This is a genomic window from Streptomyces griseocarneus (assembly GCF_014655595.1).
Taxonomy (GTDB): Bacteria; Actinomycetota; Actinomycetes; order Streptomycetales; family Streptomycetaceae; genus Streptomyces; species Streptomyces griseocarneus.
The window spans coordinates 300,668-314,295 of record NZ_BNBL01000006.1 but is presented as its reverse complement, the minus strand read 5'-3'; the positions used below and the strand labels follow the sequence as shown (position 1 = coordinate 314,295).

Here is a 13,628-nt window from a genome sequence, read left to right as displayed (position 1 = left end):
CAAAGCGCTGGCTGACAGCCACGATGGCTGTCGCAGCGCTCGCGGGAACGCTGCCGGTCCAGGCAGCGGACGCGGCAATGACACATTCCAGACCGGGCCTTCCATCGGTCAAGCAACCGAAGCCCCTGCCCGTCAAGCGAGTCACGACAGGGGGTTCCAAGCGCGCTGACGAGGCCGCACACCGCTGGAAAGCACCCCAGGCATTCTGGCCCTCGGCCGGCAGCGCCGAAGTCATCCTGAACTCCGGAATAAGAGATTCCAGTGGCGGAAAATCATCAGGGCTGACTGGAAGCGGTCTCGGTGCATTACCTTCCAGAGGAACACTGGACCGGACAGGTCCGCTTCCCGTGGCTGTCACGCCCGTGGATCCCCCCGCTCCACGCGCATCCGATACGCCCGCGAAGGTCAAGGTCTCGGTCGCAGACCGGGCCGCAGCACGCAAAGCCGGCGTCGAGGGACTCCTGCTGTCGCTCGCCCGCTCGGACGGCGCGGACACCGGGTCTCAGCGCTTACGAGTGACCGTGGACTACGCGTCGTTCCGCAACGCCTACGGAGGCGACTGGGCGTCCCGCCTCCGGCTCGTCGAACTCCCGGCGTGCGCCCTCACCACTCCCGGCAGCTCCGCATGCCAGGTACGCAAGCCACTGGCGACAACAAACGACACCCGGTCCGGCAAACTCACCGCCACTGTCGACATCGCGCCACGCTCGTCGGGAGACCGTGGGCACGGCGTGGTCGCAGGTGCCGGGGCCACCGTGCTCGCCGCCACTGCGGAGACCCAGGGTTCCTCAGGCGACTTCAAGGCCACGTCCCTCGAGCCCTCGGGCTCATGGACGAGCGGCGGTTCATCCGGCGGCTTCAACTGGGCCTACCCCATCGGCGTCCCCGCTGTCCCCGGCAGTCTGCAGCCCACGGTGTCCCTCGGCTATTCCTCCCAGAGCGTGGACGGCCGCACTGCGGCCTCCAACAACCAGGCGAGCTGGATCGGAGACGGCTGGTCCTGGGAGCCGGGCTTCATCGAACGCCGGTACAGGGCATGCAACGACGACAAGGAAGGCGGCACCAACAAGGCCAGGGTCGGCGACCTGTGCTGGTACAGCGACAACGCCACCCTGTCGCTGGGCGGCAGAACCACCGAACTGGTCCACGACAAGGACAAGGGCTGGCACCCGGTCTCCGACTCCGGCGAGAAGATCGAGAAGCTCACGGGTGCCGACAACGGTGACGACGACGGCGAGCACTGGAAGATCACTACGCCGGACGGCACCCAGTACTTCTTCGGCCTGAACCGCCTCCCGGGCTGGAAGGACTCCTCCACCCCCGAGACCAACTCGGCATGGACCGTCCCGGTCTTCGGCAACCAGTCCGGCGAGCCCTGCTACAAGTCCTCCTTCGCGTCCGCCTGGTGCCGGCAGGCATGGCGCTGGCAGCTTGACTACGTCGTCGATCCGCACGGCAACGCCATGGCGTTCCACTGGAAGACCGAGAAGAACAACTACGGCCGCAATGCCCCCGAGACCACCGGAAAGGCGACACCCACCTCGTACATCCGGGGCGGCTGGCTGGACCACATCGACTACGGCCTGCGCTCCGACGCGGTCTACACGTCCAAGGCCATGGGGCAGGTCACGTTCGACGTCAAGGAACGCTGCCTCCAGTCCTGCGACACGTTCAACCAGGACAATGCCAAGTACTGGCCGGACGTGCCCTTCGACCAGTACTGCAAGGACGGCGACGACGAGTGCAAGGACAAGTACTCGCCGACGTTCTGGTCCCGCAAGCGACTGACCGCCATCACGACGAAGGTCCTCTCCGGCGGCTCGTACAAGGACGTCGACTCCTGGTCGCTGGAACAGGACTTCCCGGCCTCGGGTGACGGCGTCTCCACCCCCATGTGGCTCAAGTCCATCACCCGCACCGGCAAGACGGGCGGCAGCCAGACCATGCCCCCGGTGACGTTCGCCGGTGTCCAGCGCCCCAACCGGGTGGACAAGCTCGGCGACGGCCTGGCTCCCTTCGTCCGGCTGCGCGTCTACCAGGTCACCACCGAAACCGGCGGCACGATCGCGGTGAACTACTCCGATCCCGACTGCACCGTGAACAGCCTGCCGAAGGCCGACGCCTCGAACACCACCGGCTGCTATCCCGTGAAATGGGCGTACGAGGGCGAGACAGCCAAGCAGGACTGGTTCAATTCCTACGTGGTCACCAAGGTCCTCGAGGGCGACAACCTCGCCGGAACGCCGGACAAGGTCACCGAGTACTCCTACCTCGACGGCGCGGCGTGGGCCAAGAACACGGACGAGATCGTCAAGGCGTCCGACCGGACCTACTCGATATCCCGCGGCTACGGCCGCGTTCAGGTCCGCACGGGGTCCGGCACATCCCGCACGCTCACGGAAGGGCGCTACTTCCGGGGCATCGACGGCAAGGACGTGAAGGATTCGGCAGGTGAAGCGGTCACCGACCGCGATCAGTTCGCCGGAATGATACGCGAACAGGCCACGTACAACGGAGACGGCGGACCTCTTGTCTCCGCCACCTCCTACACCCCCTGGCGCTCCGCGACCACCGCGACCCGCTCCCGCACCGGCCTGCCGGACCTGGAGGCCTATCTGAAGGGCACCAAGGAGGAGCGGACCCGGACCACCACCTCCAAGGGCGAGCGGACGACTTCGGTCTCCCGGTCGTACGACGACTACGGCATGGTCACCGAAGTGTCCGACCTCGGCGACACAGGCAAGTCCGGGGACGAGCAGTGCACGACCACCACGTACGCCCGCAACACCAGCGCGTGGCTTCTCAACAAGGTCGCCCGCACCGAGACCGTCGCCGTGCCCTGCGGCACCCCGGCCAACCGCCCCGGGGACGTCGTCGGCGACACCCGGACCTACTACGACGGCTCCGCGAGCCTCACCGCCGCACCCGTCAGGGGTGACGTCTCCCGGACTGAGAAGATCAACGGCAAGGGCGACGGCTACGACACCGCCGGCAGCACGCCCAGCACCTGCGGGGCCTCGAAGGACAAACTCTGCTTCGATGTCTACGGCCGGGCCCTGGCCTCGAGCGACGCCTACGGCAGGACCGCGACCACGGAGTACACCCCGGCCGCCGGCGAACCGGCGACGAAGATGGTCGTCGTCAACCCGCTCGGGCACCGGGTCACCACGACCCTGGACGCCCTGCGTGGACAGCCGACGGAGAGCTCCGACGCCAACGGCCGGGTCACCACGACGACGTACGACCCGCTGGGCCGGGTGACAAAGGTATGGACCCCCGCCCGACCTGCGTCCGCCAACCCGGACTCCCCCAGCTACGCCTTCGACTACCTGATCCGCAACGACGGGCCGATCGTGGTCACCACGACGACCCTCAACCACAACAACGTCCACCAGGTCTCGTACACGCTCTACGACGGGCTGTTGCGCACCCGGCAGACCCAGGCGACGTCACCCGACAACTCCGGCCGGCTCCTCACCGAGACGTTCTACGACAGCCGGGGCCAGGCCTGGCGCAGCTCGGGCAAGTACTACGCCGAGGGCAAGGCCGAGCCGGTCCTGGTGACCGGCGAGGAGACCACGTACCCGTCCTCCACCGACACGGAGTTCGACGGAGCGGGACGGCCCACGGCCGTGATCTCCCGCAGGTTCGGTGACGAGACCAAGCGGACCACCACCAGCTACACCGGCGACACCACCACCGTCGTACCGCCCCGGGGAGGTACGGCGACGACCAAGGTCGCCGACGCCCGCGGCCACATGACCGAACTGAAGCAATACACCGACGCGGATCGGCAGAAGTCCCAGTCCACGACGTACGACTACGACAGGCTCGGCCGCCTGGCGCGGGTCACCGACGCGTCCGGGGCCACCTGGAAGTACGGCTACGACGTGCGCGGCCGCAAGGTGCACACCGACGACCCGGACAAGGGCGCTCTGGACACCACCTACGACAAGGGCGACCGAACCACCGACGTGAAGGACGCGCGCGGCGTCACGCTGCACACCGACTACGACGCCCTCGGGCGCCGTACAGCCCTGTCCCAGGGCACGACCAAGCTGGCGGAGTGGACGTACGACACGGCGGCCGGCGGCAAGGGCCAGCCGGCCAGCGCCACGCGCTACGCGGATGGTGCGGCATATGTCAGCAGGACCACTGCCTACAGCAGCCTCTACAAGCCGTCCCTGTCCGAGGTCACCATTCCGGACCGGGAGGGAGCGCTGGCCGGCACGTACAAGTGGTCCGTGTCCTACTACCACACCGGCCAGGTCAAATGGACCCGTCAGCCCGCCGCCGGAGACCTGCCGCAGGAAGACCTGACGCCCGGCTACACGTACAACGCGGGCCTGCCTGTGTCACTCGCGGCGGGTACCGACCCGCTCGTCTCCGCCACGACCTACGACCACTACGGGCGCATCGCCCGTGAGGAGTACGGAGACTTCGGCAAGCGCCTCTACAACACCTACGAATACGACGAGCACACGGACCTGCTGACCCACACCACGACCGACCGCGACACGGCGCCCCAGCGCGTGGAGGAGACCCGGTACGCGTACGACCCCGCGGGCAACGTGACATCGATCGCGACGGGCACCGGGCAGGACGCGGACCGGACCACCGACACCCAGTGCTTCACCACAGACGCCCTCAAGCGCATTACCGAGGCCTGGACGACGACGGACAAGTGCGCCGCAGGCCCCTCCGGCACGACTATCGGCGGCCCCGACGCGTACTGGTCGTCCTTCACCTACGACGCCGTCGGCAACCGCAGGGCGGAGGTCCAGCACAAGACGGCCTCGGGACCCACCGGTGACATCACCCGCACCTATGCTTCGCCGGCCACGGGCAAGCACGACCTGCCCTCGGTCAGTCAGACCGGACCCGGTGGGCCGTCGGACGAGTCGTACACCTACGACCAGGCCGGCAACACCACCGGCCGCAGGGTCGGCAAGAACCCTGCCCAGAAGCTGGACTGGGATCCGGAGGGCCGCCTTGCCTCCGTGGCCCAGGGCAACAGCTCGACGAAGAACATCTACGACGCCGACGGCGCCCGGCTGCTCCGCAAGGATTCGGCGGGCACCACTCTCTACCTCCCCGGAGGCACGGAACTTCAGCTGGCCTCGTCGGGGACGGTGACCGGAACGCGCTACTACAGCAGTGGCGACAAGACCATTGCCCTGCGCACAGGCAAAAAACTGACCTTCCTCTTGGCGGACGACCACGGCACCGCGACCAACCAGATCGATGCCGACAGCCTGGCGGTCAACCGTCGCAGGACATCGCTCTTCGGCTCCCCACGCGGTGCCCGGCCCGCCGACTGGAACGGCGACAAGGGTTTCGTCGGCGGAACGACCGACAACGACACCGGCCTGACCCACCTCGGTGCCCGCGAGTACGATCCATCGATCGGCCGCTTCATCAGCGTCGACCCGCTCATGGACCTGACCGACCCCCAGCAGGCCAATGGTTACTCGTACGCGAACAACAACCCCGCCACCTCGTCCGACCCCACCGGCCTGATTCCGGGCGGATGCGGGACGGAGGGGCCGTGCTACGGGTACTCCCCGAGCCACGGGTGCCCGGGTGGGTGCGGGTCGGACGCGAACGTCGCATGGGGCGAGTCGACGGCGGTCTCGAACCCCTACTGGTCCAGCCGCGGCAGCGGCAGCACGTATCACGCCGCCTATGAGACGGGCTTCGGACGGCAGCCGACCGGGGCGCAGCGGAAATTCTTCGGGGTGGGGAAGGGCCAGGACCGAGGCATCATCATGGTGCGCTTCTTCATCAACACGCCGAAAGCGGCACTCGGTCTACTTCAAGGCGACAACCGCAGCTTCACGGACGACCCCGACGCACCTTACCGCATGGTGGTGGTCTGGGACACCGAAACAGGGCGGGTTTCCTTCACCGTTGCCCCGTCCCATACCCGTCCCGGAAACGAGGCATACATGCGAGCCAGATTCGGGCGTCACGCAGACCCAGGGCGGATGATCCCTGCGAATGGCATCAAGGTCAATGGGTGGCCCGGCGATACGACAGGGCGCAACAATGTGATCAACATGGACGGCTCTTCGTCGGACGAACTAAAACTCGGAGTCCATGGAGTGAACAGCCTGATGCCACTCTTCGCAGTCGATAACGAACTGTCTGTCTCCGCAAGGGGTTCGTCCGTCAGCGTCAGTCGCAGCGGCGACGCCTACCCCGACATGGAAGTGATCCAGTATTCGAGAAATGGCGCACCAAAGGTAATAGCCACAGACAGCATGGCTCACAGGAACGGTCTGGATTCAGCACCTGTGAAGGGCGGCCCCTATCAATCGATCGAACGCTCCTGGACCGACGGGCGCTGCACTGGAGGGTGTCGGTAGATGGGTAGCAACCCTCACTGGGATCGATTGAGAATCGTTCTTCGGAGATTGTCAGGCTGCGCCCTCTCCTATGTACTCGTCTTCGCTGCGGCTTGGGTGGTCATAGGTATCGCCGCACCCAGGGAGCTGGATCCTGCGTCGAACTCGTTCGGTAGGCTGCCCTTCTGGGAATCAGTGCTGTCCTACCTCGAACTCGGCGTGGGCATGCTGATCATCATCGGCATTCCGTCATTGCTGCTCATCCTCCTCGCCGGACTGGTCCGCCGGGAGAAGGATCCCCACGGTTTCAGAGTCATGATGGCCTTTCTTCTTCTCCTCCCGACATGGCCCCTGTGGTTCGCGGACATCCCCATAATGTTCTGGCTTCAGGCTGGTGCTCAGGTCGTGTTCGCTGCCTGTCTGATGCCGGTGCCGTTGCTGCCGGATCTAATCAGCAACGATGCTGGGGAAACGTCAGCCGGGGGCTGATCAGCCCGCCACACGCGAACGCCCCCCGACAGCCGCCTGGCTGTCGGGGGGCGTTCGCGTACGGTCGGACAATCCGATCAAACGAGGATCAGATGAGGCCGAGGGCGCGGACGGCGTCGCGCTCCTCCGCGAGCTCCTGGACCGAGGCGTCGATGCGGGTGCGGGAGAAGTCGTTGATCTCCAGGCCCTGGACGATCTCGTACTTGCCGTCCTTGCAGGTGACGGGGAAGGAGGAGATGAGGCCCTGCGGGACGCCGTAGGAGCCGTCCGAGGGGATGCCCATGGAGGTCCAGTCGCCCTCGGCGGTGCCGTTGACCCAGGTGTGGACGTGGTCGATGGCGGCGTTGGCGGCGGAGGCGGCCGAGGACGCGCCACGGGCCTCGATGATCGCGGCGCCGCGCTTGGCGACGGTCGGGATGAAGGTGTCGGCGAGCCACTGCTCGTCGTTCACGACCTCGGCGGCGTTCTTGCCGGCGACCTCGGCGTGGAAGACGTCCGGGTACTGGGTGGCGGAGTGGTTGCCCCAGATCGTCAGCTTCTTGATCTCGGAGACCGGGACACCGGTCTTCTTCGAGAGCTGCGAGAGCGCGCGGTTGTGGTCCAGGCGGGTCATCGCGGTGAAGCGCTCGGCCGGCACGTCCGGGGCGGCGGCCTGGGCGATCAGGGCGTTGGTGTTGGCCGGGTTGCCGACGACGAGGACCTTGATGTCGTCCGCGGCGTGGTCGTTGATGGCCTTGCCCTGCGGCTTGAAGATGCCACCGTTGGCCTCGAGCAGGTCACCGCGCTCCATGCCCTTGGTGCGCGGGCGGGCGCCGACCAGCAGCGCGACGTTGGCACCGTCGAAGCCCACGTTCGGGTCGTCGGTGATGTCGATGCCGCGCAGCAGCGGGAAGGCGCAGTCGTCGAGCTCCATGGCGGTGCCCTCGGCGGCCTTCAGGCCCTGCGGGATCTCCAGCAGGCGCAGCTTGACCGGCACGTCCGCGCCGAGAAGGTGACCGGAGGCGATGCGGAAGAGCAGCGCGTAGCCGATCTGACCGGCCGCGCCGGTGACGGTGACATTGACGGGAGTGCGGGTCATGGCGATCTCCTGCTGCGAACTGAGGTGGGTGTCCCTGCCCATGTGCGTCGATCTCTCTTGGTGTCAAGAGATCGGGGCTCAGGCTATCCGACGGGGCACGCCGCCGACCCCCGACCCGGTGTGGGACGCCTCACCGTCCACCCGCACCGCCTCACCGCCGCCTCACCGCCGCCCGTTCCCGCCCGTTCCCGTCCGTCTTCCCGTCCGTCTTCCCGTCCGGCGGCGGACGCCGCCGGACGCGGCCCGGCGCAACGGCCCGACGCGGGCGCCACGCTCAGCCGGTGGGCCCCGGCTGGGCCGGGCGGGCCGCCGGGCGCGGCAGCGTGCAGCCCTTGCGGCCGGACATCAGCTCCGCGCACGCCGACGCCTGGTGCGAGTCCGCGACGGCGATCATGCGGGTGTGCCCGTCGGCGCCCCGGTCGACCGTGCCGCTCTCGGAGCGCGCCTGGGCGCCCGTGCCGCTTATGCGCAGGGTGTCCCCCGGGACGGCCTGGGTGATGCGGGCCCAGGCGGCGCCGCAGACCTTGCTGTAGCGCACCTCCAGATAGGAGGCGCCGACCGTCGCGGAGCCGGCGGTGGTGGCGTGCCGGCCGCCGCAGCCCATGGTCTCCGGGTCCTTGCCCGCGCAGTCGTTCCCCGCGCACTTCACACCCTCGGGCGCCTGGGACGCGGGGCTGGTCGCGGCCGGCGTGGCGACCGTCCCCTGCGCCGTCCTGCTCTCGTCGTTCGCGCCGAGCAGCAGCACGGCGGCGGCGATGACGAAGAGGGCGCCGACGGCGCCCACGGCGAAGAGCAGGGTGTTACGGCGGGGGCTGCGGGGGCCCTTGGGGGACTGGAGGGGGATCGCCTTGTCCCGTACGTCGCGCGAACCCGGCGCCTTGGGCAGGCCGGTGATGGACGCGGCGGGCTCCCGGGGCGCCGCCGGCTCGCCCGCCGGCCGGCCCGCCGGCTCGTCCGCCGGCTCCTTGGGCGGGGTGCCCTCGCTGCGCAGGGCGGTACGGATCCGGCCCGGCGCACCCCGCCGCTCGCCCTTCTCCCCCTCGGCGGCGGGCGAGGGGCCGAACTCGCCCAGCGCGGCCCGGGCCTCGGCGACCCGGATGGCCTCCATCGTCACGTCGTGCCGCAGCTCCGACCGGCTCCAGGACCGTTCGGCCAGCTCCCACAGCGTGCCCAGGTGCCCGACATCGGTGCCCGTGACCTCGGCCAGCGCCTCCGCCGCCCCGCGCGGCGGCAGCAGCCGGCCGTTGAGATAGCGCTCCCAGGACGTCTTGCTGTATCCGGTGCGGTCCGCGACGGCGGCGATGCTCAGACCGCTGCGCTCGACGAGTCTGCGCAATTGTTCGGCGAACTCGCGCACCTGCGGATCGAGTTCTTCCGGTAGCGCCCTCCAACGAGGCATTGCCCTCCCCTGTCCCCCGGTACGAACGGTGTGGTTTCCCCGTATCGCTGCGCTTCCCCTCCACAGCCTCGCTTTCGGCTACCCATGGGGATGCCCGAAACCAGCATGTCAGTTCCCAAAGGGGCGGCGCACGGTGGCATTTGGGGTTGATCAAGCCCATGAGGCGCACGCCCCTGGGGCGTGTCCGGCAACCCCCGCCGTTGACGGTGCGTCACCGCACGGCGACGCACCCTGTCAACCTGATACGTAAAGGCGACCTCGCACCGGAACCGTCACCTCCGCGCCACAGGGATGCGGTGGACCTTGATCATTTCGTTCGCGGTCATGATCCTCAATGGTGAGCGGCAGCCCGTCCTCTCACGGGGGTGGAGGACGGGTCGCCGGCTCTCCTCCACCCCGTTGCTACCCATTTGCGCGGTTCATTACGCCGGTTCCGTACCGGGGCATCACGTGCCAGGCCACTACTCGGACAGGGTGAAGCACTCGACCTCGCCGCCGACAGCGGGCCGCAGACAGACACGTGCCCTGCGAGGTTCCTTGGTCGCTGTCATGGCGGTCGACAGATAGAGCTCCGTGTCCCGCTGGCTCACCGCCCTCACCTCCTTGGCGTGGGCACCAGGCAGACTCAGTTCGACCTGGTCGCCTAGGCGTAGGTTCATGGCGCGCGCCCACACGGCACCGCACTTCACGCCGTAACGAATCTCCAGCCGCTGCCCGCCGGCCGCCTTGCGTGTGAGGAGTGTGAACAAACCCTCCATCCCGCACCCCATCGTGACGGGGTCGGCACCCTCACACTCGATTTCGCTGCAACCCGGTTCGAACAGCTGCGCATACGGAGCCGCCTCGCCCCTGGGCTTCCGCTCGCCGGAGGCATCCTTGCCAGCCGTAAGGAACAGGATCGGGGCGAGGGCCGCCGCGACGACGACGGTGCTGGAGAGGACGAACACCCGACGGGAGCGCCCCTGCACCTTGCCCGAGCCCACCCCCTCTCCGGGCGCACCCTCGGACGCCGCCACGACTGCGGGCGACGCCGCAGCCCGCCCGCTCCATACCGACTCCGCCAGCTCCCACAGAGCCACCAGCCGCCCGGCTGGCTCGTCCACCAGCCCGCACAACGCCTCGACCGCCTGTCGAGGCGGCAGTTTCTTGCCGTTGAGATACCGCTCCCAGGACGACTTGCTGTACGGAGTGCGCTCGCTGAGCGCGGCCAGACTCAGCCCCGTGCGCTCCTTCAGTTCCCTCAACTCGGCCGCCAGCAGGGCACACTCGCCCGGAAGGCTCTGTTCACCACTCACCGCCGCAGCTCCCCCCAGGTATCCGGACCAATGACGCCGTCGACGACCAGGCCGCGGTCCTTCTGGAAGTCCTGGGCAGCCTTCTTTGAGCGCTCACCGTAGGAGCCGTCGGGAATGCCCGGGTCGAAGCCGTGGTGCTTGAGCAGGCACTGAGCCTCGAGGACCTCCCAGCCGGAGCTCTTGAGGTCCATCAACGTGGTGCGCGTGGCGCTGTAGCCAACCCGCAGCTCTCCGTTCTTGCGCTGTACGTGGCACGGGCGGGCGCGGCCCTGCATGAAAATGAACGGCGTCTGGGTGTTGCCAGTTGCACTGTCGGCCGGCTTCGCGTCGTCGTCCTGCCAGGGCTTGGTTGTCACCAGCACGGCAACCAGGGCCGCCGCGAGCGCCACCACCGTCGCGACGAGCACCCATGTCGTGCGCCGAGCCCTATCCCGGACGGGCAGCCCCCCAACGTCGTCCGTCCCGTCGCCGGCGCCCATCCCCTCGGACCAGGCCTCCGCCGCGACCTCGTGGAGCACCAGCAGGCGGGTCGGGTCCGTACCGCACACCCGCGCCAGCTCCTCGACGGCGTCGGACGGCGGCAGTTGCTTGCCGTTGAGGTACCGCTCCCAGGAGGAGCGGCTGTAGGACGTCTTGACCGCGAGCGAGGCGAGGCTGAGCCCGCTGCGGTCCTTGAGCCTTCTGAGCTGTACGACCAGCTGCCGCACGCGCTCGTCCAGCGATGCGGGTAATTCCTTCCAACGCGGCATGATCCACCCCATACGCGTCACAGTCGCCCCCGAGGCAACAAGCCTCCTGCCGCACATGATGGCGATGCCCGAGTACCGGTTCCGTACATATCAAGGGGTGCGCGTGACTTCCGGCCACGCGCGCGCCTGCCCCGCCGTCCCACCACGACGTCGCGGGATCTTGCGTCTCCGCAGGTCAGAGGCTGGGACGTCCCACGATGACCCAACTCCCCCGCATCGTTTGGCGCGTGCGGATGTGGCGCATCAGAGTCATTCCTGCAAGCCGGGCGGCGACGCGGTCCACCCCGCGTCGCCGCACCACCAACGGGAGGATGCGAACCATGAACGTACGCAGGACCATCGCCGCCACCGCCGCGACCGTCATGCTGGGCGGCGGACTCGCGCTGGCGGCACCGGCGGCCTCGGCCGCGCCGGGCACCCCGTCCGACGTCACCGTCATCAAGCTCGACCCCAAGGACATGGACGCCAAGGGGTGCTGGAACGTGTCGCGCAGCGTCGGGGGAGGCAAGGGCGCGGTCACCCTCTGCAGGACGGGCTGGGGTCTGAGCATCGACGGCTGGGTGCAGGACACCAGCGCGGACGACAAGTGCGCCCAGCTGTACGGGACGTTCAACACCGGCCGCGCCTGGACCTCCCCGAGGGCATGCCCGAAGGGGTCCAAGCCGGGGTTCACCCGCCAGCAGCAGGGTGCCACCAATAGCACCGTGCTGCTGCGCGTCTTCTAACCCGGAGCCGTAGAAATGCCGGGCGGCCCGTCCTCCCACGGGGGAGAGGACGGGCCGCCGTCACGTGTGCGCCGCGGCGGGCGCCCTAATGCGCCGCCCTACCGCGCGCCCTACTGCACGGTGAAGTGCAGCACGTCGTCCAGGAACGGGAGCTTCAGCCACGCGTGCGGCTGCGCCATCAGGGCGAGCAGGACGATCGCCGCGCCCAGGCCGCCGTACGTGAACATGTCGGTGAAGCGGGACCGCACGGCCAGCATGCCGACGTCCGGCAGCGCCCAGCGCAGCACCGCGCCGCCGATCATGGCCAGCCCGACCAGGATCGTGCCCACCCGGAAGGCGTCGAACGCGACGATCAGCAGGCCCAGGCCGGTGGCGCCCAGCACCGCCAGCAGCGGCCACTGCCGGGCCGGCGCCGGCGCGTCGCCGGGGGCGGCGCGGCCGCCGCCCTCGGGGCGGGCGGTGTCGCGCGTGACCCGCGGGGGACGGCGCGAGGAACGGCCGGCGCCCGGCCCGGCGCCCGACTCGCCGCCGGACACGCCGTCAGGGCCCGCTGCGCCCGGTTCCCGGGACTCTGCCTCAGCCGGCATCGGCGACTCCGGCGGCGGCGCGCTCGGCGGCCTCCACCACGTTCACCAGCAGCAGCGCGCGGGTCATCGGGCCCACGCCGCCGGGGTTCGGGGAGACCCAGCCGGCGACCTTGGCGACCGCGGGGTCCACGTCGCCCATGATCTTGCCCTCGCCGTCACGGCTGACGCCGACGTCCAGGACGGCCGCGCCGGGCTTGACGTCCTCCGGCTTGATCAGGTGACCGACGCCGGCGGCGGCGACGATGATGTCGGCCTTGCGCAGCTGCTCGGACAGGTCGCGGGTGCCGGTGTGGCAGAGGGTCACGGTGGCGTTCTCGGTCCTGCGGGTGAGCAGCAGGCCGATCGAGCGGCCGACGGTGATGCCGCGGCCGACGACCACGACGTGCGCGCCGTTGAGCTCGACGTCGTGGCGGCGCAGCAGCTCGATGATGCCGTTCGGGGTGCAGGGCAGCGGGCCGGGCTCGTTGAGCACCAGGCGGCCCAGGCTCATCGGGTGGAGGCCGTCGGCGTCCTTGGCCGGGTCCATCAGCTCGAGCACACGGTTGGTGTCGATGCCCTTGGGGAGCGGGAGCTGGACGATGTAGCCGGTGCACTCGGGGTTGTCGTTGAGCTCCCGGACGACCGCCTCGATCTCCTCCTGGGTGGCGGTCCCGGGGAGCTCGCGCTGGATCGAGCCGATGCCGACCTCGGCGCAGTCGCGGTGCTTACCGGCGACGTACCACTTGCTGCCGGGGTCGTCGCCCACCAGGAGCGTGCCCAGGCCGGGCGTGACGCCCTTGGCCTTCAGGGCCTCCACACGGACGGTCAGCTCGGACTTGATCGCGGCCGCGGTGGCCTTGCCATCGAGAATCTTGGCGGTCATGGGGGCCATCCTCCCGGATCGTGCGGCCCGCCTTCCACTCAGGTCGGGTCCGCGGTGTGCCAATGGCGTGGGGTGTGAACCGCCCACGGTGCGGCAC

9 protein-coding genes are annotated in these 13,628 nt (G+C 69.0%); 3 read left to right on the top strand and 6 right to left on the bottom strand.

The genetic code is table 11. The annotated features are described in order from the left end of the window. Nucleotides 1-515: 515 nt before the first annotated feature. The gene (locus IE295_RS17970; protein WP_224323098.1) at nucleotides 516-6,368 is read left to right on the top strand and encodes an RHS repeat domain-containing protein; all 5,853 of its coding nucleotides are present in this window, start codon (nucleotides 516-518) and stop codon (nucleotides 6,366-6,368) included. Then, nucleotides 6,369-6,836 carry a hypothetical protein gene (locus tag IE295_RS17965; protein ID WP_190064668.1) on the top strand — a complete coding sequence of 156 codons (468 nt, stop codon included), beginning with the start codon at nucleotides 6,369-6,371 and terminating at the stop codon, nucleotides 6,834-6,836. Nucleotides 6,837-6,924: 88 nt separating this feature from the next. Here IE295_RS17965 and IE295_RS17960 read toward each other — a convergent pair whose 3' ends face one another. The 4 genes from IE295_RS17960 to IE295_RS17945 all read right to left on the bottom strand — a co-directional run bounded on the left by IE295_RS17960 (nucleotide 6,925) and on the right by IE295_RS17945 (nucleotide 11,357). Next, complete coding sequence (locus IE295_RS17960; protein WP_190064667.1) at nucleotides 6,925-7,914, bottom strand: malate dehydrogenase; 990 nt, start codon at nucleotides 7,912-7,914, stop codon at nucleotides 6,925-6,927. Nucleotides 7,915-8,188: 274 nt separating this feature from the next. Next, nucleotides 8,189-9,271 carry a helix-turn-helix domain-containing protein gene (locus IE295_RS17955; protein WP_308437404.1) on the bottom strand — a complete coding sequence of 361 codons (1,083 nt, stop codon included), beginning with the start codon at nucleotides 9,269-9,271 and terminating at the stop codon, nucleotides 8,189-8,191. 503 nt (nucleotides 9,272-9,774) lie between these two features. Then, nucleotides 9,775-10,608 (bottom strand): helix-turn-helix domain-containing protein, encoded by an 834-nt coding sequence (locus IE295_RS17950; protein WP_190064665.1) that lies wholly within the window; start codon nucleotides 10,606-10,608, stop codon nucleotides 9,775-9,777. Further along, the gene (locus IE295_RS17945; RefSeq protein ID WP_190064664.1) at nucleotides 10,605-11,357 is read right to left on the bottom strand and encodes a helix-turn-helix domain-containing protein; all 753 of its coding nucleotides are present in this window, start codon (nucleotides 11,355-11,357) and stop codon (nucleotides 10,605-10,607) included. The genes IE295_RS17950 and IE295_RS17945 overlap by 4 nt, the downstream gene beginning before the upstream one ends. Nucleotides 11,358-11,677: 320 nt before the next feature. Between IE295_RS17945 and IE295_RS17940 the strand changes: the two genes are divergently transcribed. Beyond that, entirely contained in the window at nucleotides 11,678-12,082 is a 405-nt protein-coding gene (locus tag IE295_RS17940) for a hypothetical protein (RefSeq protein WP_190064663.1), read from the top strand. Nucleotides 12,083-12,192: 110 nt separating this feature from the next. On the opposite strand, the gene IE295_RS17935 is transcribed toward IE295_RS17940, so the two are convergent. Together IE295_RS17935 and IE295_RS17930 are read right to left on the bottom strand one after the other, a co-directional pair. After that, nucleotides 12,193-12,618 carry a DUF3017 domain-containing protein gene (locus IE295_RS17935; RefSeq protein WP_224323097.1) on the bottom strand — a complete coding sequence of 142 codons (426 nt, stop codon included), beginning with the start codon at nucleotides 12,616-12,618 and terminating at the stop codon, nucleotides 12,193-12,195. 40 nt (nucleotides 12,619-12,658) lie between these two features. Then, complete coding sequence (locus tag IE295_RS17930; RefSeq protein ID WP_190064661.1) at nucleotides 12,659-13,531, bottom strand: bifunctional methylenetetrahydrofolate dehydrogenase/methenyltetrahydrofolate cyclohydrolase; 873 nt, start codon at nucleotides 13,529-13,531, stop codon at nucleotides 12,659-12,661. Nucleotides 13,532-13,628: the final 97 nt, after the last annotated feature.

Bases quoted from the DNA above. Each gene is read 5' to 3' on its own strand.
- IE295_RS17945 (WP_190064664.1), bottom strand. From the start codon at position 11,357: ATGCCGCGTTGGAAGGAATTACCCGCATCGCTGGACGAGCGCGTGCGG.
- IE295_RS17940 (WP_190064663.1), top strand. From the start codon at position 11,678: ATGAACGTACGCAGGACCATCGCCGCCACCGCCGCGACCGTCATGCTG.
- IE295_RS17965 (WP_190064668.1), top strand. From the start codon at position 6,369: ATGGGTAGCAACCCTCACTGGGATCGATTGAGAATCGTTCTTCGGAGA.
- IE295_RS17960 (WP_190064667.1), bottom strand. From the start codon at position 7,914: ATGACCCGCACTCCCGTCAATGTCACCGTCACCGGCGCGGCCGGTCAG.
- IE295_RS17930 (WP_190064661.1), bottom strand. From the start codon at position 13,531: ATGACCGCCAAGATTCTCGATGGCAAGGCCACCGCGGCCGCGATCAAG.